This is a genomic window from Bradyrhizobium sp. USDA 3262 (assembly GCF_054060035.1).
Map to the genome: position 1 here is coordinate 1718534 of NZ_JBSSCT010000001.1, position 25536 is coordinate 1744069.

At 65.7% G+C, this 25536-nt stretch carries 26 protein-coding genes and 1 pseudogene; 9 read left to right on the forward strand and 18 right to left on the reverse strand.

What is annotated here, in order from left to right; all coding sequences use genetic code 11:
- The 5 genes from ACVWYP_RS07880 to soxX all read right to left on the reverse strand — a co-directional run bounded on the left by ACVWYP_RS07880 (nucleotide 1) and on the right by soxX (nucleotide 2588).
- The gene (locus ACVWYP_RS07880) at nucleotides 1-315 is read right to left on the reverse strand and encodes a hypothetical protein (protein WP_304498314.1); all 315 of its coding nucleotides are present in this window, start codon (nucleotides 313-315) and stop codon (nucleotides 1-3) included.
- Nucleotides 312-1169, reverse strand: a complete 858-nt coding sequence (gene soxA / locus ACVWYP_RS07885; protein ID WP_304498315.1) for a sulfur oxidation c-type cytochrome SoxA — start codon at nucleotides 1167-1169, stop codon at nucleotides 312-314. The genes ACVWYP_RS07880 and soxA overlap by 4 nt, the downstream gene beginning before the upstream one ends.
- Complete coding sequence (gene soxZ / locus ACVWYP_RS07890; RefSeq protein WP_304498316.1) at nucleotides 1166-1477, reverse strand: thiosulfate oxidation carrier complex protein SoxZ; 312 nt, start codon at nucleotides 1475-1477, stop codon at nucleotides 1166-1168. Before soxZ ends, soxA begins: the two co-directional genes overlap by 4 nt.
- 293 nt (nucleotides 1478-1770) lie before the next feature.
- Nucleotides 1771-2265 (reverse strand): thiosulfate oxidation carrier protein SoxY, encoded by a 495-nt coding sequence (gene soxY / locus ACVWYP_RS07895; RefSeq protein ID WP_028343528.1) that lies wholly within the window; start codon nucleotides 2263-2265, stop codon nucleotides 1771-1773.
- Nucleotides 2266-2297: 32 nt separating this feature from the next.
- Nucleotides 2298-2588, reverse strand: a complete 291-nt coding sequence (gene soxX, locus ACVWYP_RS07900; RefSeq protein WP_304500200.1) for a sulfur oxidation c-type cytochrome SoxX — start codon at nucleotides 2586-2588, stop codon at nucleotides 2298-2300.
- 395 nt (nucleotides 2589-2983) lie between these two features.
- On the opposite strand from soxX, the gene ACVWYP_RS07905 reads away from it, so the two are divergent.
- Nucleotides 2984-3658: a DUF938 domain-containing protein gene (locus tag ACVWYP_RS07905; protein ID WP_304498317.1), complete on the forward strand. Its 675-nt coding sequence runs from the start codon at nucleotides 2984-2986 to the stop codon at nucleotides 3656-3658.
- A gap of 6 nt (nucleotides 3659-3664) precedes the next feature.
- Here ACVWYP_RS07905 and ACVWYP_RS07910 read toward each other — a convergent pair whose 3' ends face one another.
- Nucleotides 3665-4537, reverse strand: a complete 873-nt coding sequence (locus ACVWYP_RS07910) for a protein-L-isoaspartate O-methyltransferase family protein (protein WP_028343525.1) — start codon at nucleotides 4535-4537, stop codon at nucleotides 3665-3667.
- A gap of 86 nt (nucleotides 4538-4623) precedes the next feature.
- On the opposite strand from ACVWYP_RS07910, the gene ACVWYP_RS07915 reads away from it, so the two are divergent.
- The 3 genes from ACVWYP_RS07915 (at nucleotide 4624) to ACVWYP_RS07925 (ending at nucleotide 8000) form a co-directional block, all read left to right on the forward strand.
- Entirely contained in the window at nucleotides 4624-5115 is a 492-nt protein-coding gene (locus tag ACVWYP_RS07915; RefSeq protein WP_172645969.1) for a type II toxin-antitoxin system HicB family antitoxin, read from the forward strand.
- A gap of 308 nt (nucleotides 5116-5423) precedes the next feature.
- Nucleotides 5424-6668: an MFS transporter gene (locus tag ACVWYP_RS07920; RefSeq protein WP_304498318.1), complete on the forward strand. Its 1245-nt coding sequence runs from the start codon at nucleotides 5424-5426 to the stop codon at nucleotides 6666-6668.
- A gap of 117 nt (nucleotides 6669-6785) precedes the next feature.
- Nucleotides 6786-8000 carry an MFS transporter gene (locus tag ACVWYP_RS07925; protein WP_304498319.1) on the forward strand — a complete coding sequence of 405 codons (1215 nt, stop codon included), beginning with the start codon at nucleotides 6786-6788 and terminating at the stop codon, nucleotides 7998-8000.
- Between the two features lie 249 nt (nucleotides 8001-8249).
- On the opposite strand, the gene ACVWYP_RS07930 is transcribed toward ACVWYP_RS07925, so the two are convergent.
- Nucleotides 8250-8687 carry a helix-turn-helix domain-containing protein gene (locus ACVWYP_RS07930; protein WP_304498320.1) on the reverse strand — a complete coding sequence of 146 codons (438 nt, stop codon included), beginning with the start codon at nucleotides 8685-8687 and terminating at the stop codon, nucleotides 8250-8252.
- Nucleotides 8688-8769: 82 nt separating this feature from the next.
- Here ACVWYP_RS07930 and ACVWYP_RS07935 point away from each other — a divergent pair, with 82 nt between their 5' ends.
- Entirely contained in the window at nucleotides 8770-9633 is an 864-nt protein-coding gene (locus tag ACVWYP_RS07935; RefSeq protein ID WP_304498321.1) for a class I SAM-dependent methyltransferase, read from the forward strand.
- Nucleotides 9626-10129, forward strand: coding sequence for a DUF2938 domain-containing protein (locus ACVWYP_RS07940; RefSeq protein ID WP_304498322.1), 504 nt, complete (start codon nucleotides 9626-9628; stop codon nucleotides 10127-10129). The genes ACVWYP_RS07935 and ACVWYP_RS07940 overlap by 8 nt, the downstream gene beginning before the upstream one ends.
- Nucleotides 10130-10482: 353 nt before the next feature.
- Here ACVWYP_RS07940 and ACVWYP_RS07945 read toward each other — a convergent pair whose 3' ends face one another.
- The gene (locus ACVWYP_RS07945; RefSeq protein WP_304498323.1) at nucleotides 10483-10977 is read right to left on the reverse strand and encodes a VOC family protein; all 495 of its coding nucleotides are present in this window, start codon (nucleotides 10975-10977) and stop codon (nucleotides 10483-10485) included.
- Nucleotides 10978-11111: 134 nt separating this feature from the next.
- Nucleotides 11112-11657, reverse strand: a complete 546-nt coding sequence (locus tag ACVWYP_RS07950; RefSeq protein ID WP_038385649.1) for a carboxymuconolactone decarboxylase family protein — start codon at nucleotides 11655-11657, stop codon at nucleotides 11112-11114.
- Nucleotides 11658-11827: 170 nt separating this feature from the next.
- Here ACVWYP_RS07950 and ACVWYP_RS07955 point away from each other — a divergent pair, with 170 nt between their 5' ends.
- Nucleotides 11828-13012, forward strand: a complete 1185-nt coding sequence (locus ACVWYP_RS07955) for an acyl-CoA dehydrogenase family protein (protein WP_095732334.1) — start codon at nucleotides 11828-11830, stop codon at nucleotides 13010-13012.
- Nucleotides 13013-13143: 131 nt separating this feature from the next.
- The gene (locus ACVWYP_RS07960) at nucleotides 13144-14283 is read left to right on the forward strand and encodes an acyl-CoA dehydrogenase family protein (RefSeq protein WP_304498324.1); all 1140 of its coding nucleotides are present in this window, start codon (nucleotides 13144-13146) and stop codon (nucleotides 14281-14283) included.
- Between the two features lie 272 nt (nucleotides 14284-14555).
- Here the strand turns inward: ACVWYP_RS07960 and ACVWYP_RS07965 are convergent, their stop codons facing one another.
- The 9 genes and pseudogenes from ACVWYP_RS07965 to ACVWYP_RS08005 all read right to left on the reverse strand — a co-directional run bounded on the left by ACVWYP_RS07965 (nucleotide 14556) and on the right by ACVWYP_RS08005 (nucleotide 22824).
- On the reverse strand, nucleotides 14556-15593 hold the full coding sequence (locus ACVWYP_RS07965) for an amino acid ABC transporter substrate-binding protein (RefSeq protein WP_304498325.1): 1038 nt from the start codon (nucleotides 15591-15593) through the stop codon (nucleotides 14556-14558).
- A gap of 60 nt (nucleotides 15594-15653) precedes the next feature.
- Nucleotides 15654-16247, reverse strand: a complete 594-nt coding sequence (locus ACVWYP_RS07970; RefSeq protein ID WP_028343513.1) for a L,D-transpeptidase — start codon at nucleotides 16245-16247, stop codon at nucleotides 15654-15656.
- A gap of 170 nt (nucleotides 16248-16417) precedes the next feature.
- Complete coding sequence (locus ACVWYP_RS07975) at nucleotides 16418-16546, reverse strand: DUF2474 domain-containing protein (protein WP_304498326.1); 129 nt, start codon at nucleotides 16544-16546, stop codon at nucleotides 16418-16420.
- Complete coding sequence (gene cydB, locus ACVWYP_RS07980; RefSeq protein ID WP_304498327.1) at nucleotides 16546-17547, reverse strand: cytochrome d ubiquinol oxidase subunit II; 1002 nt, start codon at nucleotides 17545-17547, stop codon at nucleotides 16546-16548. The genes ACVWYP_RS07975 and cydB overlap by 1 nt, the downstream gene beginning before the upstream one ends.
- Complete coding sequence (locus ACVWYP_RS07985) at nucleotides 17544-18950, reverse strand: cytochrome ubiquinol oxidase subunit I (protein WP_304498328.1); 1407 nt, start codon at nucleotides 18948-18950, stop codon at nucleotides 17544-17546. The genes cydB and ACVWYP_RS07985 overlap by 4 nt, the downstream gene beginning before the upstream one ends.
- A 190-nt stretch (nucleotides 18951-19140) precedes the next feature.
- Nucleotides 19141-19719, reverse strand: coding sequence for a thioredoxin family protein (locus tag ACVWYP_RS07990; RefSeq protein ID WP_304498329.1), 579 nt, complete (start codon nucleotides 19717-19719; stop codon nucleotides 19141-19143).
- 17 nt (nucleotides 19720-19736) lie between these two features.
- A complete protein-coding gene (locus ACVWYP_RS07995; RefSeq protein ID WP_369525578.1) occupies nucleotides 19737-20492 on the reverse strand; it encodes a cytochrome c biogenesis CcdA family protein in 756 nt (251 codons plus the stop codon).
- Nucleotides 20493-20896: 404 nt separating this feature from the next.
- Nucleotides 20897-21510 (reverse strand): annotated as a pseudogene (locus tag ACVWYP_RS08000) (sigma-70 family RNA polymerase sigma factor).
- Between the two features lie 246 nt (nucleotides 21511-21756).
- Entirely contained in the window at nucleotides 21757-22824 is a 1068-nt protein-coding gene (locus ACVWYP_RS08005; RefSeq protein WP_304498331.1) for an acyltransferase family protein, read from the reverse strand.
- A 227-nt stretch (nucleotides 22825-23051) separates the two neighbouring features.
- Between ACVWYP_RS08005 and hrpB the strand changes: the two genes are divergently transcribed.
- Nucleotides 23052-25520, forward strand: coding sequence for an ATP-dependent helicase HrpB (gene hrpB, locus ACVWYP_RS08010; RefSeq protein WP_304498332.1), 2469 nt, complete (start codon nucleotides 23052-23054; stop codon nucleotides 25518-25520).
- Nucleotides 25521-25536 lie beyond the last annotated feature (16 nt).

The window sequence follows — 25536 nt, forward strand, 5'->3', positions numbered from 1 at the left end:
TTAACGAACTTCCATGTCCTTCCAGCGTTCCTTTTCGCTGGTGGCCTGGAAGATCGAGGCCTTTGCCAGTGCCTCGGCTTCCTTGGCCTTGGCGACTGCGGTGTCGAAATCACCAGCCTCACCGGCCTTTTTTGCGGCAGATAGTGTCGAGGCGGTGGTGGTCCACTGGTTGCGCAGGCTGCCTGCCTCCTTGTTGGCGGCTTCGGCGGCGGCGTAGGCGGCCTTGTAGTCGGCTTCGGAGGCGGCGAGGGCGCCGCTCGCGGTTGCGATCAGCAGGGCCGATGCTGCGAAGACAGCTTTGATGGCCGCGCTCATGGCCGTGCTCCCGGCCCCGAGATCGGCAGCCCGTTGCTGACATAGGACAAATAGTATTCGAGGTTGCGGTACTCGTCGTCCTGCGGATTGAGCGGCACGCCGCGGATCTGGCTGTTGCAGGTGGTGAAGCGGCGGCTGGTGGTGCCCATGCCGCTCCATTCCGAGCGGTAGATCGGCATCGCGTTCAGGATGCCGAGCGCCGGCGCCAGCACCTCGGCGCGGATCCGCTCGCCCGGGCTCTGGATGTGGCAGGTGGCGCAGGAGAAATTGAGCTGGCCGCGGCGGGTGTAGAAATACTCCTTGCCCTTCTGATAGGCCTCCAGCGCGCGCGGATCGTTCGGGATCTTGATATCCATCGGCTTGCCGCGCGAGGTGAAGGCCATGTAGGCGGTGAGCGCGGCCATGTCGTCCTTCACATAGGAGAACGGCGCCTCGCCATTGGCTTCGCGGCAGCGATTGAGCGCGAGCTCGAGCGTGACGACCTTGCCTTCCTTCTCATCGAAGTAAGGATAGTTCTGGCGGATGCCGATGCCCTTGTTCGGGAAGCAGTCGGCGTAGGTCTTGCCGTTCTTGAATGGCGTCGCGAACATCTCCTTGCCGGCTTCGAGCGAGAACTCGTAGGGCGGAAACTGCTCCTTCTCCTCCCACTGCCTGTGCAGGTCCTCATTCATCGAATAGGGACCGTTGACGAAATCCTCGAGCTTCAGCTTGGGGAATTTGCTGGTGAAGAATTTCTGGAACGCGGCCTTGTCGGCGGCGGGATCGACGCTGTCGGCCGCGCGCGCTGGTGCGCACGCCAGCAAGCCAAGCGCGAGCGTGGCTATTGTTGCGCGGATTGCGAGGCGCCGTGTCATTGAATCTTCGCCGTGGTGGTGTCGGTCGCGCCCTTGTTGTCGATCCAGCTGACCTTCAGATCGTCGCCCTTCTTGCCGCCCTTGAAGGCGAACTTGACATAGGGATCCTTGGAGACGCCGCCGCCCCAGTCGGCGACGAACACCGGCTTGCCGTCATATTCGAAGGTGAGCTGCTGGATGAAATGCGGCGGAATGATCTCGCCCTTGGCGTCCTTGACGAAGCCGGAATCCATCGGGTGCTGGATCAGCGCCTGCACCTCGGTGGTGTCGCCGTTTGACGTGGCGCGCACGCGAATGCTCGATGCCATCGGTTTAGTCCTCTGTTGTCGCGACAGCCCATCGACGGGCTCGCTTCACCTCTCCCGCTTGCGGGGGAGCATAGGCCGCCTTCAGCGGCCGTCTCTGAAGAACGCCGAAGCAAGGCTTCGGCTGCGTCGCATCGCTAGATGCGATCCGGGTGGGGGCTCTCTCCAAACGAAGAATGTCCATCGTGGCGATACCCCCACCCCAACCTCGAGAGCGAGCTTCGCTCGCCTCGGACCCCGCAAGCGGGAGAGCGGGCACAGCGAGTTCGCGGGTTCGATCGACGCTCATATATGCACTAGCCGCCGCAGCCGCCGACGGTGACCTTGATTTCCTTCTTGGCGCTGTAGAGCTTGCCGCCGGCCTCGACGATCACGGTGACGTTGCTGGTCTTCGCCATCTTGATGCGGTTGGCGACGGTCGGCAGCGTGCCCGCCGGAATCTTGTACGACGCCACCAGCGAAATCGGGTTCTCGCTCACCAGAAACGAGATCGAGGTGACATCGGCCAGCGTCGTGGTCGCGGAGATCGGCACCACCGCGCCGTTCTCGGCGATCTCCGGCGCGTCCATCTTGACCTTGTCCGTCGGCTCGGCGGTCTTGCCATAGAGCGCCTTGATCGCGTCGGCCTCGGTCTTCTGCTTGAATGCGTCTTCGGGATATTTGTCGTTGGCGGCGGCGAGCGCCTGCGGCACGTCGAACGGAATGACGCCGAGGCCGATCAGCGCGGCGACGCCCGCGCCCTTCAGCACCATCCGGCGCGCTCTAGAAAATTCGCTGGTCGTGATGTTCATCAAAAAAATCTCCTCAAGCGACGGTTGCGGCGTCACAGCGTCTGCAGGAAGTCCACCACCGCGTCGATTTCCTTCTCGCTCAAAATCCGGTTTCGGCCGAACGGCGGCATCACCGTCTGCGGATTGCGCCTGGTCTCGTCGGTCACGATCGCGATCAGCTCGTCACGGCTGTATTTGGCCTTCAGGCCGCTCAGCTCGGGGCCGATCGTGCCGGGCAGGTCGCCGCCCTTGATGACGTGGCAGGTCAGGCAATTGCCCTTGCCGCGGTCGAAGGCGAGCTTCTGTCCCTCGGCGGCGGATTGGGCCCGCGCGGGCGCGGCCATGGCGGTGCCTGCCAGCAGCGCCAGGACGAAGGCTGGCTTGGAGAAAGTGGCGATCAAGGACGTTTCCCGGGCTTCAATCTCGATGATCCCATCGCAATATATCGCAATATAAAGAGTGGAAAGCACAAAGGCCATCGGCTGGCAATGTGGAGAATAGGCGTGTTGCGACGGGGTTAATGCCAGAGCAGCGGTCCGCACCGACGAGATGAGACCCGTCACCCTGAGGTGCGAGCGGAGCGAGCCTCGAAGGGTGCGCGGCCCGGCCGGTGGCCGTGCATCCTTCGAGGCTCGCAAGGGCTCGCGCCTCAGGATGACGGATTTGGCAGTATCGCCGCTCGGTTCCGCTTTGCTGATTACGGCTGCACTGTCTACATACGGCTAACAGGAGAAGCGCGGTGGCGGAATTCGTGGCGGAGTTCGGCAAGGACGGCCAACCGGTCGAGGCGGACGGGCGGCTCGATGCGCCGGCGTTCCATCGCAACCATCAGCCGATCTGGACCGTCCTGAAGGACTACCTCGCCGGCCAATCCGGCGACGTGCTGGAAGCCGGCAGCGGCACCGGCCAGCATGTCGTCTATTTCGCCGCTCAGACGCCCGACATCACCTGGTGGCCGAGCGACCTCCATGCGGCGCACCTGCGCAGCATCGAGGCCTGGCGCGCGCATGCCGCCCTTGCCAACATCCGGCCGCCGCAGCCGATCGATCTGTCCGACCCGGTCTGGTCGCCGGCGCCGTCGGACGGCAAAGGTCCGGACCAACTGCTCGCGATCTTCTGCGCCAATGTGATCCACATCGCGCCGTGGCGCGTGGCCGAGGGCCTGTTCGCCGGCGCCGCGCGGCACCTGCGCGCCGACGGCCGGCTGTTGCTCTACGGCCCGTTCAAGCGTGGCGGCAAGCACACCGCGCTCAGCAATGCCGTGTTCGACACGTCGTTGCGCGAACGCGACGCCGAGTGGGGCGTGCGCGACATCGCCGATCTCGAGACGCTTGCGGGAAGCGTCGGGCTCAAGCTCGCCGGCAGCTTCGAAATGCCGGCCAACAACATGATTCTGGTTTTTGCCCGCAAGTAGCCGCGCTCAATCGTAAGCCAGGCACCAGCCTGGCCCACGCAGCCAGCAACGTTCGTCGGGGATCCCGGCGTCGCGGTAGAGCCGGGTCACGTTCTGCCAGCCGCCGCGGGCGAAGGCTTCGGCGAGCGTTTTTTCGGACGTCTCGTCCCGGCCGCCGTCGCAGGGAATGATCGCGACCGGCGATATCCAGTCCGCTTGATACTCTGCGCCCTCGCGCCGGATCCGGAACACGGCGCCGGAGCGCGCCACCTGCTCCGGCGCGCCACCCTTGAATCCCTCGTCCGACGTCAGCGGCAGGATCAGGCGGCCGCCGGCGGCGAGCCCGTCGAGCCATCGCGCGGCAGGCCGGGTGCAGCCGGCGTTGACATAGATCACGTCGGCGGACTCGAACGGCGCAATCGTGCCGTCGCCCTGGATGATCTCGACATTTGCGTAAGCGGCGAGATTGGCGCGCGCGTCCGCCGCAAGGTCCGGATCGTATTCGATGCCGGTCACGCGGCCGGACGGTCCGACCAGATGCGCGAGGATCGCGGTGTAGTACCCTGTGCCCGTGCCGATATGCACCACGTGCTCGCCGGTGGCGGCCGCGGCCTGGTGCATGAGATGGGCGTGGAGCGACGGCTGGCCGTTGTTGAGACGCCGCTCGGGGCGCAAGGCGACGAGATCGTTGGTGTACAGATAGACCGGGTCGGCATCGGGCGTCGGCGCATAGTCGCGGCTCCACCATCGCAGCATCATCCATGGTCCCGGGCCGACGAAGTCCTCGCGGGGAATGGCGGCGAAGGCCTCCGTCAGCCGCGGATTGATGGTGTTGGCGGCGGCCAGGATCTGCTTGGCATAGGCCGCGCGGATGACGCGGAGTTCGGCTTGCGGGTCCATTGCCGCGGTCTCCCACGATGTCGCCTGTTGTGTGATTTGACACACCGATGTGTGTGAAATAGCATACTCCGACGACGGAGGCCAGAATGAAGAGGCGGCTTTATCCGGCCGTGCTGGAGCGCGGGCCGCGCGGCGCGTTCGGGGCATGGTTCCCGGATTTTCCCGGCTGCGTCGCCGCGGGGCGATCGCAGGAAGACGCGATCGAGCGCGCCGAGCAAACGCTGGCGCAGACCGTCGACGGCTGGGTCGAGCAGGGCAAGCCATTGCCGGAGCCGACCCCGATCGAGCGCATCGTGGCGCCGAAGGGCTCGGACGTCGCGGCCTTCTTCATGGTCGGCGTCGATCCGCCCGACCCGTCCGAGCGCGTCAACGTCTATTTGCCGAAGAGCCTGATCACACGGATCGACAAGCATGCCGCCGGACTCGGCATGAGCCGTTCGAGCTTTTTCGGTTTCGCTGCGACGCTCGCGCTTGAATGGCACGTTCACAAGCCGCACCTCGTCGGGCCGCGCTCCAAGGTCCACAAGACCGGCGCGCTGCGCGCCGAGAAGCGGCCTGGCAAGAAGCCAGCGCGGTAGAAAGTCCGTCGTCACGCCATTGTTCAACTCTATCACCGTCATCCTGAGGAGGCCGCAACGCGGCCGTCTCGAAGGGTCGATGGCCACCAGCGGGGCCGTGCATCCTTCGAGACGCGCTACGCGCTCCTCAGGATGACGGTACTGATAGAAGTGCCGGGCTGCTGTGACGTCACTCTGTGAGAGCAAGCGATGTCGTGTGCGCCTCCTGCATGGCCTCGGTCCGTTTGCGCCGGTTGATCGGCCTCGACCCGCTCTCCATAGTGCCGGCGATTGGGGGCTCCCGCCGGGGCTTCGAGGCGGGACTACCGATGATCGACGTGACAGCATCCGATGAGGCGGCCGACGACGCGCGGGCGCGCAGCAATGTGTGGCGGCTTGCGGCGGCGCAGGCGCTGACCGGCGCCAATTCGGCGGTGATCTTCGCCACCGGCTCGATCGTCGGCGCAACGCTGGCGCCCGACGTCTCGCTCGCGACGGTGCCGCTCTCGATGTATGTGCTCGGGCTTGCCGCCGGCACGCTGCCGACCGGCGCGATCTCGCGCGCCTATGGCAGGCGCGTCGCCTTCATCATCGGCACCTTCTGCGGCACGCTCACCGGCGCGCTCGGCGCCTGGGCGATCCTGCATTCATCGTTCTGGCTGTTCTGCGGCGCGACCTTCCTCGGCGGGCTCTACGGCGCCGTCGCGCAGTCCTACCGCTTTGCCGCCGCCGATGGCGCGAGTGTCGGGTTCCGGCCCAAGGCGGTGTCCTGGGTGATGGCCGGCGGCGTGTTCGCCGGCGTGCTCGGGCCGCAGCTCGTGCAATGGACCATGGACATCTGGCCGCCCTATCTGTTCGCGTTCTCCTTCGTGATGCAGGCGCTGGTCGCGCTGGTGGCGATGGCGGTGCTCTCGGGCGTCGACGCGCCGAAGCCTGCGGCTGCGGACCTGTATGGCGGCCGCCCGCTGCTCGAGATCGCCAGGCAGCCCCGCTTCATCGCCGCGGCGCTGTGCGGCGTGATCGCCTATCCGATGATGAATCTGGTGATGACCTCGGCGCCGCTCGCCATGAAGATGTGCGGGTTGTCGGTCAGCGATTCCAATTTCGGCATTCAGTGGCACATCGTTGCGATGTACGGCCCGAGCTTCTTCACGGGTTCGCTGATCGCGCGGTTCGGCGCGCCGGTTATCGTCGCGCTCGGGCTGGCGCTCGAGGCGGTCGCCGCGATGATCGGACTGTCAGGCGTCACTGCGCCGCACTTCTGGGCGACGCTGTTCGTGCTCGGGATCGGCTGGAATTTTGCGTTCGTTGGCGCTTCCGCGCTGGTGCTGGAAACGCACCGGCCGCAGGAGCGCAACAAGGTGCAGGCGTTCAACGATTTCCTCGTGTTCGGCATGATGGCGATCGGTTCGTTCTCGTCGGGCCAGCTGCTCGCGCATTACGGCTGGAATGCCGTCAACTGGGTGGTGTTCCCGCCTGTGCTGCTCGGCCTTGCCGTGCTGTGGCTGGCTTCATTCGCCAAGCGACGTATGAAATTGCGCGCGGTGGAAGAAATCCCGGATCCGAGCATCTAGTTCCTGCTGCCAATTGCTGACACTTCGATCCGTTTCGAAGTGACCGGCTTGCACGGCTCCTTACATCGTGAGAACGGATAAAACCGGTCATGACGATGTCGGAAGCAAGAGCAAGAAATGGACGCATCCTCATCCACGCTATCAGACGAATCCTCGCTTGGTTATGAGGGCTGGCGCATCGTCGTCGTCTGCTTCCTGCTTGCGACCTTCGGCTGGGGGCTGGGCTTCTACGGCCAGAGCGTCTATGTCGCCGAGCTGCAGCGGCTGCACGGCTGGCCGGCGTCGCTGATCTCTTCGGGCACGACCTTCTTCTACCTTTTCGGCGCGGCGCTGGTTGCCTTCGTCAGCGAGGCGATCAAGGCGTTCGGCGCGCGCAGCTGCCTGATCGCCGGCACCTTCGCGATGGCGGTCGCGGCAGTTGCGATCGGCGAGGTGCGCGAGCCCTGGCAGCTCTTTCTTGCCGATGCGCTGCTGGCGTTCGGCTGGGCCGGCACCAGCCTCGGCATCATCACCAACACGCTCGGCCTGTGGTTCGACAAGAAGCGCGGCATGGCGATCAGCCTGGCGCTGAACGGCGCGAGCTTCGGCGGCATCGTCGGCGTGCCGCTGCTGGTGGCGGGGATCGGCACGTTCGGCTTCTCCGGCGCGATGATCGCGGCCGCAGGGCTGCTGATCGTGGTGATGGTGCCTGTCATCCTGATCTTTGTCGGGCGGCCGCCGGCGCATCTGCACGCAGTCACTGCCGCGGCGGCCGACGCGCCATCGGCGACCCAGGTGCGCGCGCGGGCGCTGCGCGACATCCGCTTCCTCTCGGTGTCGATTGCCTTCGCGCTGGTGCTGTTCGCCCAGGTCGGCTTCATCGTGCATCTGATCGCCTATCTCGATCAGGTGATCGGCCGCGAGCGCGCGACGGTGGCGATGGCGCTCTTGACCGCGATGGCCGTGGTCGGGCGCGTCTCGTTCTCCTTCGTGATCGACCGGCTCAACCAGCGGCTGGCATCGGCGCTGTCCTTCGTCAGCCAGGCGGTCGCGCTCGCCGTCATCATCAATGTGCACAATGACGTAGCGCAGATCGCCGCCTGCGCGCTGTTCGGCTTCTCGGTCGGCAATCTGATCACGCTGCCGGCGCTGATCGTGCAGCGCGAGTTCGATCCGCGTGCGTTCGGCGTGCTGGTCAGCCTGATCACCGCGATCAACCAGATCACCTACGCCTTCGGCCCCGGCGTGGTCGGGCTGCTGCACGATCTCTCGGGCAGCTACGCACTGCCGTTCTACGGCTGCATTGGCCTCGAGCTGATCGCGGCGGCGACGATCATGACGAAAGGGAAGTAGCTTTCCACCTCCCCTTGAAAAGGGGAGGTCGCTTTGCTCGTAGAGCAAAGCGGGTGGGGATCTGCTCTCTCCACTTGCAGCAGAGCCCGTGGCTGACCCCCATCCCGACCTTCCCCCTTTCAGGGGGAAGGGGAATAAAGACCTGTAGTAGCCCGTAGCCCGGATGAAGCGAAGCGCAATCCGGGAACAGTATCACCTCTTGGAGGGAATCCCGGATTTCGCTGCGCTTCATCCGGGCTGCGATCTCTGTCACGCCTTCTTGGGCCGCTTCTTCGCCGTCTTCGGCTCACCGATCTTGCCCGCCGCCGCGACCCGCAGCAGCCGGCGAAAAGTCGGGCATTCCATGTGGCTCGGAGCCGGGCAGACGGCGGCGTGGCGCAGGCCGTCGCGCATCGCGTTGAGCCTGCGGATGGTGCGGTCGAGCTCGTCGGCCTTGGCAGAGAGCATTTTCCGGTCGATGCGCGGCCTTCCATCGGGCGCGAACATTCTCGCGATCTCGTCGAGCGAGAAGCCGGAGGCGCGCCCGAGCGCGATCAGCGCCAGCCGGTCGAGCACCGCCGGATCGAACAGGCGGCGCAGCCCGCGCCGGCCATGCGAGGCGATCAGACCTTTCTCCTCGTAGAAGCGCAAGGTCGAGGCGCGCACGCCCGATAGCTCCGCCACCTCCGCGATGTCGATGTCCCGCATGGCCCTTGACCTCAAGTTCACTTGAACTGGCAGTATCCAGCCTACCGCTTGCGTAAGGCAAGCATCAAGAAGGACGAGAATCATGGGTGTCGCACCGCAAGCTGGCGACGAGCAGGTCAAACTCTGGAACGGCGCCGCCGGCCGCGCCTGGGTCGAGACGCGCGACGTGCTCGAAGGGATGTTCAAGCCGCTTGAAGAGCTGCTCGTCCGAGCAGTGTCCGATGCCGCGGCCAGCCGCGTGCTCGATATCGGTTGCGGCACGGGCGCCACGACCTTCGCTGCTGCCGGCGTGCTCGGCCGGCAAGGGCATTGCACCGGCATCGACATTTCCGAGCCGATGATCGCGGCGGCGCGCGCCCGCGCGGAGCGGGAAGAGCGGCCGGTCAGCTTCATCTGCGCCGACGCGCAGTCCTGTCCGTTCGCGCCAGCGAGTTTCGACATGATCATCTCGCGCCTCGGCGTGATGTTCTTTGCCGATCCGGTGCAGGCTTTCGTCAATCTGCGCCGCGCGGCCCGGCCGGGTGCTGCGCTCCGCTTCATCGCGTGGCGTGGCGCCGCCGAGAACCCGTTCATGACGACGGCGGAACAGGCGTCGAAGCCGTTGCTGCCGGATCTTCCGGCGCGGCGTCCCGATGCGCCGGGGCAATTCGGCTTCGCCGACCGGAAGCGGGTCGAAGCTATCCTGGATGATAGCGGCTGGGAGGCGATCGCGATCGATCCGGTCGATGTCGCCCTCAGCTTTCCGGCATCGGAGCTGACCCGCTATGTGAGTTGGCTCGGCCCGGTCGGGACGATGCTGCAGGCGATGGAGGAACCGCGCCGAACGCAGGTGATCGAGACCGTGCGCGACGTGTTCGATCGCTACATCCATGGGACCGAGATTCGCTTCACTGCCGCCTGCTGGATGGTCGCGGCACGAGCGCCGGCGGAGGCCGCGCATGGTTGAAGCGGAGGAATTTGTGGCGAGCGCGGTGCTGATCGGGACCGGTGCGACCGTCGTGATGGACATCTGGGGGATGGTTCGAAAGCGTCTGCTTGGCATCCCGTCGCTGGACTATGCCCTGGTCGGCCGCTGGCTCGGCCATCTCGTATGCGGGCGCCTGCGCCACGACCGCATCGCCGCGTCACCGCAGGTCGCGGGCGAACGGGTGATCGGATGGGCCGCGCATTATCTGATCGGGATCGGCTTTGCCGGCGTGCTGCTTGCGACCTTCGGCCTCGATTGGCTGCGGCAGCCCACCATCGCTCCGGCCCTGATGGTCGGGATCGGCAACGTGGCCGCGCCGTTCCTGGTGATGCAGCCCGCGATGGGCGCCGGCATCGCCGCGAGCCGCACGCCCCGTCCATGGGCGGCGCGGCTGCAGAGCCTCGTGACGCATGCGGTGTTCGGCTTTGGGTTCTATGCGGCCGGCCGGCTCGCGCACCTGTTCCTGAACCCGTAGCCCGGATGAAGCGAAGCGCAATCCGGGGCCAGCATCACCTCATGGAGCGAACCCGGATTTCGCTGCGCTCCATCCGGGCTACAAACTGCATCCGATCTACGACCTCCCCTTGAAAAGGGGAGGTCGCTTTGCTCGCAGAGCAAAGCGGCGGGGATCTGCTCTCCACTTGCAGCAGAGCCTGCGGCTGACCCCCATCCCGGCCTTCCCCCTTTCAGGGGGAAGGGGAATAAAGACCTGTAGAACCCGTAGCCCGGATGAAGCGCAGCGTAATCCGGGAACAGTATCACCTCATGGAGCGAACCCGGATTTCGCTGCGCTTCATCCGGGCTACACGCTTCTCCCGGGTTGCGGAATTACGCCGCCCGCTTCTTCAGCAGGTCCTCAACGTCCAGCCGTCGCGTGAACATCGCGAGCTTGCCGTCCGCGCTGCGCGGCCATTCGGCCTCGGGGCGATCCCAATAGAGCTCGACGCCGTTCTCATCGGGATCGCGCAAGTACAGTGCCTGGCTGACGCCGTGGTCGCTGGCGCCGTCGAGCTGGATGCCGGCGGACAGCACCCGGTGCAGCGCGTCGGCGAGCGCCGGGCGGGTGGGATAGAGGATGGCGGTGTGGAACAGGCCGGTGGTGCCCGGCGGCGGCGGATGGCCGCCCTTGCTTTCCCAGGTGTTGAGGCCGATGTGGTGGTGATAGCCGCCGGCCGAGATGAAGGCCGCGTCCGTGCCCATGCGCTGCTGCAGCTCGAAGCCGAGCACGCCGCAATAGAAGCCGAGCGCCCGGTCGAGATCGGCCACCTTGAGGTGGACATGTCCAATCCGCGTGCCCGCGATGATGGGGGGATTCTGCGGCATAGTCCGGCTCCGTTCGGGTCAGCGCCCTGCATTACGGGCAAGGCTTCTGCCGTTGATATAGTCCGGATTTGCCGAGGACAGAGCGACCGATCCGGAAACGCAAGGTTTCCGGACGCGCCACGGTCGGCGGGGGCCTAGCAGAGCTCCGACAACTCGCCGCCGGGCAGCTGGAACTCGAACGTGTTCAGCGTCATCGACACCATGGTGTAGTAGCCGCAGAGGCCGATTACCTCGACCAGGCCGCGTTGGCTCAGCACCTCGACCGCCTCGTCATACAGTGCCTTCGGCAGGCCGTGACCTTCGTGCAGCGCCTTGGCGACGTCGTAGATCACCCTGGCCTTGGGATCGTCGAAGGTCGGCGTCCGGCGCACGCGAATGTCCTCGATGATCTTCGGGTCGAGGCCGCCCTTCAGCGCCAGGCGCTTGTGGGCATACCATTCGTAATGCGCGGTCCAGTGCCGGGCCGTGACGAGGATCGCGATCTCCGACAGTTTTGGCGGAAAGATCGTGTCGAAGCGCAGCACCTCGCCGAGCCGCGTGGCATGCCGTGCCATCTCCGGGCTGTTCAGCCAGGCCATCATCGGCGCCGGTGGCGCGCCGCGCTTGCCGGCGATCGACTCGTCGTAGGTTTCTTTCTGGGCGGCGTTCATTTCGCTAGGCGAAAGCAGCTTCAGCCGCATGTCCGTTTCCTCTTGTTTTTCAAGCGTTACCCCATCTCGGCGATACACCCGATCGCGCGCAGTGAGTAGCGACGCCAGAGCATGGCGCGGCCGCGAGGCATATTGAATTCGGCGGCTGCGTAGGTCTAAGGTCGAATCCAATTCGACGATTTTTTGACTGGAAACGCACCATGGCTGACCTCGAGAAATTCCGCGCGGAGACCCGCGCCTGGCTGGAGCAGAACTGCCCGGCGGAGATGCGCAAGCCGATGACCTCGGATGGCGACACCTTCTGGGGTGGCCGCAACACGAAATTCTCGTCCGAAGCGCAGCGCGTCTGGTTCGAGCGGATGCGCGACAAGGGCTGGACCGTGCCGCATTGGCCGAAGGAATATGGCGGCGGAGGCCTCGACGGCGAGGAGGCCAAGATCGTGCGCCAGGAGATGGCTGCGATCGGCGCGCGTCAGCCGCTGACCTCGTTCGGCATCTCGATGCTCGGACCGGCGCTGCTGAAATACGGCACCGAGGAGCAAAAGAAGGAGCACCTGCCCAAGATCACCGCGGGCCTGATCCGCTGGTGCCAGGGCTATTCGGAGCCGAACGCCGGCTCCGATCTTGCCTCGCTGCAGACCCGCGCGGTCGGCGACGGCGACGACTACATCATCAACGGCCAGAAGATCTGGACGTCCTATGCCAACTACGCCGACTGGATCTTCTGCCTGGTGCGCACCGATCCGGCGGCCAAGAAGCACGACGGCATCAGTTTTATTCTCTTCGATATGACGTCGAAGGGCGTGTCCACAAAACCGATCCTGCTGATCTCGGGCTATTCGCCGTTCTGCGAAACCTTCTTCGACAATGTCCGCGTGCCGAAGTCGCATGTCGTCGGCACCGTCAATCGGGGCTGGGATGTCGCGAAATACCTGCTGCAGCACGAGCGCGCGATGATCTCCGGCATGGGCGAGCGCGGCGTCGGCCGTCCGCTCGGCCAGATCGCCGCCGACTCGGTCGGTGCGGACGCGCAAGGCAAGCTCGATGACGCGCAGCTGCGCAGCCAGATCGCGAACTTCGAGGTCGACGAGGCCGCGCTCGCGGCTGCCGCGGAGCGCGCGGTCGATCTCGCCAAGGCCGGGCAATCGCATCCGGCGTTCTCCTCGGCGATGAAATATTACGGCACCGAGCTCAACAAGCGCCGCTACGAGATCCTGATGTCGGCCGGCGGCATCGACGCGCTGGAATGGGAGAGCGACCGCTCCCGGGGCGGCGCCCGCCCGCGCGCCTGGCTGCGCACCAAGGCCAATTCGATCGAGGGCGGCACCTCGGAGGTGATGCTCGGCATCGTCGCCAAGCGCATCCTCGATTTGCCGGGCGCGTGATCGCTGCACCGTCGTTCCGGGGCGTCGCGAAGCGGCGAACCCGGAACCTCGAGATTCCGGGTTCGATGCTGCGCATCGCCCCGGAATGACGAACTCAGACAGTTGCTTAGTACGTTAGATCGGATTTTCCTATGGCCCTCGTCCTCACCGAAGAACAATCCATGCTGCGCGACAGTGCGCGCGGCCTCATCAGCGACAAGGCGCCGGTGGCGCATCTGCGGTCCTTGCGCGATGCCAAGGATGCCACCGGCTTCTCGCGCGATCTCTGGAAGACCTTTGCGGAGATGGGCTTCTCCGGCCTCCTGGTGCCGGACCAGTTCGGCGGCAGCGGGCTCGGCTGCGTCGAGGCCGGCATCGTCATGGAGGAGATCGGCCGCACCTTGATGCCGTCGCCGTTCCTCGCGACCTCGGTGCTCGCCGCCTCGGCGCTGTCGCGCGGCGGCAGCGAGGCGCAGAAGGCGCAGCATCTGCCCAAAATCGCCGACGGCTCGCTGCTGGCGGCGCTGGCGATCGATGAGGGCGCCAAGCATCGCCCGCTGCAGACGAAGTTGCAGGCCACGCGCTCCGGCAACGGCTTCAAGCTGTCGGGCGACAAGGCCTTCGTGGTCGACGGCCACACCGCCGATCTCTTGATCGTCGCGGCGCGCACGGCCGGCAGCGCCGGCGACAAGAACGGGCTGACGCTGTTCCTGGTCGATCCGAAGGCCAAGGGGCTCGCGGTCGAGCGCACCGCGATGGTCGATTCGCACAACGCGGCGCGCATCGTGTTCGACAATGTCGAGGTCAACGCCGACAGCGTGCTCGGCGAGGTCGATCAGGGCTTTGGGCTGCTCGAGGGGGTGCTCAATATTGGCCGTGGCGCGGTGGCGTCCGAAATGGTCGGCCTCTCCGACGAGGTGTTCGGCCGCACCGTGGCCTACCTCAAGGAGCGCAAGCAGTTCGGCAAGGCGATCGGCGAATTCCAGGCGCTGCAGCACCGTGCCGCCCAGCTCTACATCGACATCGAGATCACCCGCGCCGCGGTGCTGAAGGCGCTGCAGGCGCTCGATACGGATGCCGACAAGGCCGCAACCGCGGTCGCGGTGGCAAAGGCGCGCGCCGGCACCACGGCGACGCTGGCGGTGCAGGAGGGCGTGCAGATGCATGGCGGCATGGGCATGACCGACCAGTTCGACATCGGCTTCTTCATGAAGCGCGCCCGGGTCTGCCAGGAGCTGTTCGGCGACAGCAATTTCCACACCGACCAGCTGGCGAGCGGCAAGGGATATTGATCGGCCGCATCGTCGTCGTCGCATAACGCGGCGTCGTCGCCACGCAACACGCTGTCATCGCTCGGCTCGAGCCGGGTGATGACACCGAAGCCGTACAGCATGCTCACTGTCGTCCCTGCGAAAGCAGGGACCCATAACCACGAATGGGTGACTGTCGCGCGCCGCTGGAACGACGAGTCCCACCTACAATATCCGCCGCGGCGTATGGGTCCCTGCTTTCGCAGGGACGACGGCGTTGTATGTGGTGGCGGCCGTGGCCCGGCTGCGCGCCGTTACCTGATCGGCGGTGCGTACTGGACGCCGCCGGCGTTCCAGAGCTGGTTCATGCCGCGCGGAATCTTCAGCTTGGAGTCGGCGCCGACGTTGCGGTCGTAGACCTCGCCGTAATTGCCGACATGGCGGATGATGCGCACGGCCCAGTCCTTGGTCAGGCCGAGATCCTCGCCATAGGAGCCCTCGGTGCCGACCAGCCGCATCACCTCCGGCTTCTTCGACTTCAGCGCCTCGTCGATATTCTTCGAGGTGATGCCGAGTTCTTCGGCGTTGATCATGGCGTACAGCGTCCACTTCACGATCATCATCCAGTCGTCGTCGCGCAAGCGCACCACCGGCGCCAGCGGCTCCTTGGAGATGATGTCGGCGAGGATCGTGTGGTCGCTCGGCTTGGCGAGGTTGAGCCGCAGCGCATAGAGCTGCGAGGCGTCCGATGTCAGCGTATCGCACTGGCCGGAGTTGTAGGCCTTCACGACGTCGTCCAGCTTGTCGAACTTCATCTCCGTGTACTTCATATTGTTGGCACGGAAATAGTCGGCGAGATTGAGCTGCGTCGTGGTGTTGGCCTGCACGCAGATCTTGCTGCCGTTCAGGTCGAGCGCGGAATCGATGTTGCGCGAGCGCGGCAGCATGAAGCCCTGGCCGTCATAATAGGCGACCGCGGGGAAATAGAGGTCGTAATTGGTCTCGCGCGACATGCTCCAGGTGGAGTTGCGCGAGAGGATGTCGACCTTGCGGTTCTGCAGCTCCTTGAAGCGCTCGCTGGCGTCGAGCGGCACGAACTTCGCCTTCGACGGATCGTCGAAGATCGCCGACGCGACCGCGCGGCAGAAGTCGACGTCGAAGCCGGTCCAGTTGCCCTTGTCGTCCGGGATCGAGAAGCCCGGCAGGCCCTTGTTGACGCCGCACAGCACGTCGCCGCGGCGGACGGTGCGCTTCAGCGTGCGGGTGTCGTAGCGCTCATAGGTGATGGCGGCGGCCGCAACCAGCGCGGCGATCGCGAGCCCGATCGTCAGGCCGCCTCGAAATGTACGCATGGGTTCTCTCTCGCGAATGATCGGGGGGAAAGCGGGACGGATATCGAAGCAGGCTGATGGCTACAGTTCGGGCTTCTGCCGGATGATCACCTTGGTGCCGACCGGAACGCGGTTGTAGAGATCGGCGACGTCGTTGTTGACCAGGCGGAAGCAGCCGGAGGACACGGCGGTGCCGATGGTGTCGGGCCGGTTGGTGCCGTGGATGCGGTAGACCGTGGTGCCGAGATACATCGCGCGTGCGCCGAGCGGATTGCCCGGGCCGCCCGCCATGAAGCGCGGCAGATAGGGCTGGCGCGCGATCATTTCCGGCGGCGGCACCCAGTCCGGCCACTCGGCCTTGCGGGTGATGCTCACCAGGCCCTGCCATTGAAAGCCTTCGCGGCCGACGCCGATGCCGTAGCGGAGCGCGCGGCCATTGCCCTGCACCAGGTAAAGGTGGCGCTCGGCCGTCGCGACGATGATGGTGCCCGGTGCCTCATTGGTCCGGTAATACACGACTTGCTTCTGCCATTCCGGGTCGAGCTCGTAGCTGTCGTCAGCGACAAGACCGGGCTCGTCGGAGTCCGGGCGGCTCTGGGCGAAGCCCTGCGACGTCGACAGCACGAGCGCGCCCGTCGCGATCAACATCCAGACCAGGTGACGAAGTTTCGTCATGCAAAGCTCTCCTTGTTGGCGCGCGGCCAAATGGTTGCTCCACCCGCAAATCAGGCAGCATCAAATCTCAGCGGCAGCTTGATGGCAAGCTTAGGACGGCATCACAGGTATATCCCTGTAATGCTTCTGTTTTTTGTCATTGACGGGCGCGGCACGTTGCGCGGGCCGTCTCATTTCGGCGCGATCCAGAGTCGCAAGGCGAACGAGATCAGCGCCACGGTGCCGACGCCGCCGAGCCACAGCGCTGCGAACCACAGCAGGCGCTGGCCGAGCGGCCGCTGATTCGGGCCCTCGGGCATCAGTGGTATCCGTGGCCGGGGCGCACCTTGCCGCGGAACACCCAATAGGCCCAGGCGGTGTAGCCGAGGATCAGCGGCACCAGGATCGAGACGCCGACCAGCATGAAGATCTGGCTGTTCGCCGGCGCCGCCGCCTGCCAGATCGTGATGCTCTGCGGCACGATGTACGGATACATGCTGATGCCGAGCCCGGCATAGGACAGGGCGAACAGCGCCAGCGTCAGGAAGAACGGCTGGTGGTCGTTCTTGTCGCTGAGCGCGCGCAGCAGCAGCGCGGTGACGGCGGCGACCGCGATCGGCACCGGCGCGGTGAGGATGATGTTGGGCCAGGCGAACCAGCGCTGGGTGTATTGCACGGCCAGGAACGGGGTTGCGATGCTGACGGCGCCGATCGCACAAAGCATCGCGATCAACAGCATCCAGCTCAGATGGTAGGCGCGGTCGCGCAGCTCACCCTCGGTCTTCATCACCAGCCAGGTCGCTCCGAGCAGCGCGTAGCCGATCACCAGCGCGACGCCGGTCAGAATGCTGAACGGTGTCAGCCAATCCCACCAGCCGCCGGCGTACTGGCGCCCCTCGACATGGATGCCCTGCAGGATGGCGCCGAGCGCGATCCCCTGCGCCAGTGTCGCGAGCAGCGAGCCGCCGGCGAAAGCGAGATCCCATTTGTTGCGCGCCTTCTGGGTCCGCCAGCGGAATTCGAAGGCGACGCCGCGGAACACGAGGCCGAGCAGCATCGCGATCATCGGCGTGTAGAGCGCCGGCATCAGCACCGCATAGGCCAGCGGAAACGCCGCCATCATGCCGCCGCCGCCGAGCACCAGCCAGGTCTCGTTGCCGTCCCACACCGGCGCCACCGTATTCATGATGACGTCGCGGTCGGTCTTTTGCGGAAACAGCGGAAACAGGATGCCGAGGCCGAGATCGAAGCCGTCCATCACGACATAGACGAACACGGCAAAGGCGATGATGAAGGCCCAGATCGTGGCGAGATCGATCATCGTGCGCCCTCCACGGCAGCACCTGCCGCCGGCGTGATGCCGGCTGCGCGGGCGGGAAGATCTTTCGTCGGGCCTTGCTCGCCGGGATGCGGCGGCTGCGCCATCAGCCGCAGGATGTAGATCACGCCCGCGGTGAACACGGCGAAATAGACGATGATGAAGGCAATCAGCGACGAGCCCACCGCCGGCGCCGCCAGCGGCGACGCTGAGTCCGCCGTGCGCAGCAGCCCGTAGACCGTGAACGGTTGCCGCCCGGTCTCCGTGGTGATCCAGCCGGCGAGCACCGCGATGAAGCCGGCGGGGCCCATCAGCACCGCGAACCGATGCAGCAGCGGCGACTGGTACATCATCCCCCGCCAGCGCATCAAAAGGCTGAACAGGCCAAGCCCCATGATCAGGAAGCCGAGGCCGACCATGATGCGGAACGACCAGAAGGTGATCGGCACCGGCGGCCAGTTCTCGCGCGGCACGGTGTCGAGGCCGGCCAGCGGCGCGTCGAGCGAATGCTTGAGGATCAGCGACGACAGCTTCGGCACCTCGATCGCATACTTCACCTTCGCCTCACGCTGGTCGGGCCAGCCGAACAGGATCAGCGGCGCGCCGTCCTTGTGGCTCTGGTAATGGCCTTCCATCGCCATCACCTTGGCGGGCTGGTGCTCCAGCGTGTTGAGGCCGTGCTGGTCGCCGGCGAGGATCTGGATCGGCGCCACCAGCGTCGCCATCCACATCGCCATCGAGAACATCACGCGCGCTCCCGCCAGATGCTGGTCGCGCAGCAGATGCCAGGCACCGACCGCGCCGACCACCAGCGAGGTGGTGAGGTACGCCGCCAGCACCATGTGCACGAGGCGGTAGGGGAACGACGGATTGAAGATCACCTTGAGCCAGTCGGCGGCGACGAACTGGCCGTCGGCGTTGACGGCGTGGCCGGTCGGTGTCTGCATCCAGGAATTGGCCGACAGAATCCAGAACGCCGAGATCAGCGTGCCGATCGCGACCATCAACGTCGCCACGAAGTGCAGCCTGGGGCCGACGCGCTCCAGCCCGAACAGCATCACGCCGAGGAAGCCGGCTTCCAGGAAGAATGCGGTCAGCACCTCATAGGCCATCATCGGGCCGATCACCGGCCCGGTCTTGTCGGCAAACGCCGACCAGTTGGTGCCGAACTGGTAGGACATCACGATGCCCGAGACCACGCCCATGCCGAACGCGACCGCGAAGATCTTCAGCCAGTAATTGAACAGGTTGATGTAGACCTCGCGCTTGGTGGCAAGCCACAGCGCTTCCAGCACCGCGAGATAGCTCGCAAGCCCGATCGAGAATGCGGGAAACACGACGTGGAACGACATCGTGAAAGCGAATTGCGCGCGGGCGAGTACGACCGCATCCCAGCCTTCGAACATCACGCACCATCCATCGTCGACCTGGCGTGGACCTTACCACGTCGGCTGTGACGACAAAGAGGGCGGATTGTCCGACTAAAGCGGGTTGAGTTTTGGCTGGATCGGCTTGGCGCGGTCCCGGTTCACCGCTCCCCGTTGGGGAGAGGTGAACCTCCGATGCCGTTCCAGCTCAACCTGATCTCATCAGGCCTCAGCTGTTGGCGTTGAGCAGCCGCGCGACGGTGCGGTCGATCTCGTCGTACTGTCCCTCGCCGGCGTGCTGGAAGACGATCTTGCCGTTCTGGTCGATCACGTATTGCGCCGGCCAATACTGGTTGCGGTAGGCGTTCCAGGTCTGCGAATTGTTGTCCTGCGCCACCGGATAGAGGATGCCGTGCCGCTTCAGCGCCGCCTGCACGTTGGAGGCCGAATGCTCGAACGGGAATTCCGGCGTGTGGACCCCGATCACGACGAGGCCGCGATCCCGGTACTTTGAATAAAGCTGGGTGACATGCGGCAGCGTGTTGACGCAGTTGACGCAGCCATAGGTCCAGAAATCCACCAGCACGACCTTGCCGCGCAGGTCGGCCAGCCTGAGCGGCTGCGAATTGAACCAGTTGCTGATGCCGGCGAATTCGGGCGCGGTCTGGCTCCGTTCGGTTGTCATGGCGATCGCCCGCGGCACCGGCTGCGCCGGCGCGTCTGACTCGGTGCAGAGGCCGGGGATCACGGCGCCGCCGAGGCCAAGGCCCGCTACCAGAGCGGATACGGCAATCAAGCGCAGGGACATCGATATCTCCTTTGGGCTTACAGGCCGATCTGGCCGTTGGGATAGAACTGGGTCAGCCACGCCACGATCAGCGTGTCGTATTGCAGGTAGGACAGCGCGGCGAATGCGACGATCACGACGCCGAAGCCCTGCTGCAGGCGCGGCGCGATCCGCGCCATGCTGCGCACGCGCGTGGTGACGGCCTGTCCGCCATAGGCAATCGCAAGCATCGGGATCGCGGCGCCGATCGCGTAGGTGACGAGCTGCAGGCTCGCCCACGCCGTGTCCTTCGAGGTCGCGACGATGGTCAGGATCGAGCCGAGCACGGGGCCGGCGCACGGCGTCCACACCAGGCCGAGCGTAGAGCCGAGCACGAAGCCGCCGAACAGGCTGTGCGACGGCGCAGCCTGACCGAAGCTGCCTTCTTGTGTAGACGCGTTTTCTTGACGCGAACCGGTATCCGCTTCGCTCGAAAACGCTTTGGCGGCGCCGGTGAGCCGGATCGACAGCCATTCGAACGGCGCCGGCCAGATCATCAAGAGGCCGAAGCCCGCGAGCAGCACGGCCGCGCCGGTCCGCAGCACGTTCGGATCGAAATCGAAGGCGCGCGTGATCGCGCTCAGCAGCAACGCCACCGCAGAGAATGACATCACGAAACCAAGCGCGATCATCGCGGGCCGCGCCTTGCCGGTCTGGCCTATCGATACCCCAAGCAGGATCGGCAGCATCGGCAGGGTGCAAGGGGCGGCGACGGTGGCGACACCGGCAAGCAGGGCAAGGGCAAGGCTGAGCATCGTCATCCGTCCATCGGAGTCCCGGCGCGCCAGAGGGCCGCGCCGGGTACGCCTGATGTTCTTCGCGGGGACGGTTTGGCCGTTACGGTGGGCCGGTCGCGAGCCGCGTCACGTCTGTGTGAGGCGAGGCGCGCTCGGCATCACGGCGCCGCGCCAAATACAGAGCGACCCGGCTGGGGGGCATCCCGGCCGGGTCGTTGGAGGCTACTTGGGAGGTTAGAACGAAGAGGTATCGAAACCGGTTCAGTAAATGGGGTTGCGTCGTTGGATATAGGTATAGAGATCGTGTTTTTCCGGGTGATGTCGTCGATTGTTTCAATTGTTTCGTCGCCTGAATTTTTCGGCTTCGTGGACAATTGCCTGAATCGCGTGATCTCCCGTTAAGATATTGAATTAGCTATCCTTTATGCGGCGACGCTATCCACGCCGGCGCCCCGCAGGAGGTCGGCGAGCTGCTTGCGCGGGCATAGAACATGCGGGTCTTCACCGTGCTCTGCGGGATACCGATGATCTCGCCAGCCTCCTCGACCGACTTCTCATGGTAGTAGACCAGATTGATGATCTCGCGGTGGGCCGGTGACAGCTTGGCCACGCAGGCGCGCAGGATCTCGCTGGTGGTGGCGCGATCGAGCGAGGTTTCCGGCGTGTCGGCGCCGTCGGCGATCTCCAGCACGTCGTCCTGGTCGATGTCCTCATGCTTGCGCTGGCGCAGCGCGGTCAGCGCCTTGAAGCGGGCGATCGAGAGCAGCCAGGTCGAGACCTGCGAACGGCCCTCGAACTGGGCTGCGGTGCGCCAGACGTCCAGGAACACCTGGCTGACCAGGTCCTCGGCCATGGTGGTGTCGCGCACCATGCGGAGCACGAAGCGGTAGACCCGGACGTTATGACGGGCATAGAGCGTGTGCATCGAGGTGCGGTCATTCTTGGCGATACGCGCGAGCAGCGTTTCATCCGAGGTCGCGCGAGCAGCGTCGATATGCTTCGTGGCTGCAGCGTTGATGGCGATGACGTTCGGCATGACAGGCTCCCAGTTCGCCGTTGGGCGGCGGTTCGTTGGGACAAACGTTAGTTACGGCCCGTTTCCGGATGTCTGCGCGAAAAGCGGAAAATGGTTTCGTGACCGGGAGAATTGTTTCGTCGCGGCCCAGGCGACGAAACATTCGGGATCAAAAAGCCAATAATTTCAATGTGCGGAAAGTTCGAACGGCCGGATTCCCGCCGTCGGAACGAATCCGGCAGTCATGACTTCTGGCACTGTCGGGGCTTATTCGGCCGCCTGCAGCGAGGGCGCCGCCTTCTTCGGGGCAATCCAGAACGCATCGGGCCGCTCGAACAGGAAATTGGCCCGCGCCGCCAGCGCCAGCTGCCAGATCACGAGCGAGCCGGCGACGCCGACCGCGGTCACGATCAGCGAAATCAGGCCGATATCGTGGATGACGCCGAAGCGCAGCAGAAGGGTGCGTGTCGCCGCCATCGGCAGGAAGAAGGCGAGATAGATCACGATCGAATGCTCGCCGCAGAAGCGCAGCAAGCCAAGCCAGTGCGCGCGCGCCAGCAGCGTGCCGGTCACGATGATCGCGCAGGCGCCGGCAAAGCCGAGTGCGAGCGAGACGACCGGCCATTCGCTCACCTCGAGCGCAACCAGGCCGCCATTGATCAGCGCCCAGAGCCCAAGCCCGAGCAGGGTCAGCGCAGGCCGTGCCCGCGCGCGGTCCGACAGCGCGAACACGTAATCGGCGAGGACGTAGCCGGTGTAGAAGTAGACGAAGCGGGAGCAGAATTCGTCGATCACGGTCCAGCCGGTCGCGACATGCGCGGTCTCCAGCGCTGCCGCGATCAGCCAGATCACGAGCGGGTGGACGTTGCGCGCGAGCTTGGTGACGACGAAGAAGATCGGCAGCAGATAGATGAACCACAGCGTGCCGAACGGCTCGATGAAAGACTCGAGATATTGCAGCCCAACCTGGGCCCAGCCGGTCTCGGCGGCCAGCGACGGCGCCTTGAAGCCGAACTGGATCGTCACCCAGAGCACGTAGAAATAGGCGAAGTGCATCACCTTGCGGTCGAGATAGGTGCGCCAGTCGCGATCGATCACGACCGACAGGAACAGGCCCGAGATCAGGAAGAAGTCCGGCATCCGGAACGGCTTCGCGAACATCACGACATAATGCATGAAGCCGGTCTGCTCGGCGGCCTTCTCGACCCCCAGCACCGAATGCATCATCACGACCATGATGATGCAGATGCCCTTGGCATAGTCGACCCAATCGACGCGTCCGCTCGCGCGTGGGGCGGAACGATCTGTCGCAGCGGCTGTGCCGTTTGTGGTCATCTTTGTCCTGTTCCGGCGTGATCGGGCCTATCATCGGCCCGATCGGTTGCTTTCTCCTTTATCGATACAAGCGATGTGCCACCGAACCGGACCTTTCCGCGGGTTTCCCGTAGCCGGCGAATGGTCTAAGAGGCCCAAGAACCCAAAAGAATCCAAGAGGAATCCGAGACGGTTTGTTAACCATGGGACGCAGCCCGGCCCGAGCGCCGCTGCGGTGATGAGAATCCTTGCCGCGCCAATTCGATAGCCCGCTGCCGATCGACGCCGTGCTCGATGAGCTCGACCGCACGCTCGATGGTCACAACGCCGCCGTGCTGGTGGCGCCGCCGGGCGCCGGCAAGACCACGCGCGTGCCGCTCGCGTTGCTCGATGCACCCTGGGCGAGGGGCAAGAAGATCATCGTGCTGGAGCCGCGCCGCATCGCCGCGCGCGCCAGCGCCGAGCGGATGGCGAAGACGCTCGGCGAGCGTGCCGGGGAGACCGTCGGCTATCGCGTGCGCTTCGGCTCGAAGGTGTCGCGCGCGACGCGGATCGAGGTCGTCACCGAAGGCATCTTCTCGCGCCGGATCCTCGACGATCCCGAGCTCAACGGCGTCGCCGCGGTGCTGTTCGACGAATTCCATGAGCGCTCGCTCGATGCCGATCTCGGGCTGGCGCTGGCACGCGACGCGCAGACCGGCCTGCGCGAGGACCTGCGAATCCTCGTGATGTCGGCAACGCTCGACGGCGCACGCGTCGGAAAACTGCTCGGCGACGCGCCGGTGGTCGAAAGCGAGGGGCGCGCCTTTCCGGTCGAGACCCGTTACGTCGGCCGCAAGGTCGACGCGCCGCTGGAGCGGCAGATGGCCGAGACGATCGCGGCCGCGCTGCGCGCCGATGCCGGCTCGGTGCTGGCCTTCCTGCCGGGCGCCGCCGAGATCCGCCGCACCCAGACTTTTTTGGCCGAGCGTGTGCACGACGCCGCGGTCGAGATCGTGCCGCTGTTCGGCGCGCTCGATGCCGCCGTGCAGGATCGCGCCATCGCGCCGGCGCCGAAGGGCACCCGCAAGGTGGTGCTGGCGACCTCGATCGCCGAGACCTCGCTGACGATCGAGGGCGTGCGCATCGTGGTGGACTCTGGCCTCGCGCGGGTGCCGCGCTACGAGCCTGACATTGCATTGACGCGGCTTGAGACCGTACGGGCCTCGCGCGCCGCGGTGGATCAGCGGCGCGGCCGTGCCGGCCGTATCGAGCCCGGCGTCTGCTACCGGCTCTGGGACGAGCCGCAGACCACGTCGCTGCCGGCCTACACCGCGCCCGAGATCCTCTCCGCCGATCTGTCCTCGCTGGTGCTCGATCTCGCGCAATGGGGCGTCAGCGATCCCGCAGGCCTTGCCTTCCTCGATCCACCGCCGGGGCCGGCGCTGAAGGAAGCCAAATCGCTGCTGTCCGAGCTCGGGGCGCTCGACGGCGATGGCCGCATTACAGAGGAAGGACAGAGCCTGCGCGCCCTTGCGCTGCCGCCGCGGCTGGCACGCATGATCGTGGATTCCGCCCGCTTCGGTATGGGCGAGGAGGCGGCCGAGATCGCCGCGGTTCTGACCGAGCGCGGGCTCGGCGGCGACAGTGTCGATCTCGACGTCCGGCTCGACCAGTTCCGCCGCGACCGTTCGCAGCGGGCATCGAGCGCCCGCAGCATGGCGGCGCGCTGGGCCGCCCAGGTGAAGTCGGCGGCCGGCGAAACGAAGGATCTCTCCACCGGCGTCATGCTGGCCTTCGCGTTTCCGGATCGCGTCGCCAGGAACCGCGGCAATGGCAGCTTCGTGCTGGCCAATGGCCGCGGCGCCGCCGTCGAGCAGACCGCGGCGCTGGCGAGGCTGCCTTATATCGCGGTTGCCGAACTGACCGGCACGGCCGCGAGCGGCCGCATCCTGCTGGCGGCGCCGATCACCCAGGAGGAGATCGAGCAGCGCTTCGCCGACCAGATCGAGAACGTGGAAGAGGTGACGTTCGACCGCGGCGCGATGGCGCTGCGCGCCCGTCGCCGGCGTTCGCTGCACGCGATCACGCTGTCGGAGGCACCGATGTCGCTACAGCCCTCGGCCGAGACCGCGCGCGTCTTCGCCGACGGGCTGATCGCGGCCGGGCTCGACCGGTTGCCGTGGTCGAAGCACTCCAAGCAATGGCGCGACCGTGTCATGTTCCTGCGCAGGGCCGAGGACGAGAGCTGGCCCGATCTGTCCGACACCGCGCTCGCCGCGCGTGCCGACGACTGGCTGGTGCCGGCGCTCTACGACAAGACCGCGCTGAAGGACCTGTCCGCCGGCGATCTGTCGGATGCGCTGATGGCGCTGCTGCCGTGGGAATTGCGCGCGCGGCTCGATCGCGAGGCGCCGACGCATTTCGAGGCGCCGACTGGAACGCAACTCGCGATCGATTACGAGGCCGAGCAGGGCCCGACCATCGCGGTGCGGCTGCAGGAGCTGTTCGGGCTCAACACCCATCCCTCGATCGCCAAGGGCGCGGTGCCGCTGGTGCTGGAACTGCTGTCGCCGGCGCAGCGGCCGGTACAGGTGACGCGCGATCTGCCCGGTTTCTGGCGCGGCAGTTACGCCGCGGTGCGTTCCGACCTGCGTGGCCGCTATCCGCGCCATCCCTGGCCGGAAGATCCCGCCAGCGCGATGCCGACCAGGCGCGTGAAACCGCGCGGCACTTGAATCTTCGAGGCAACGC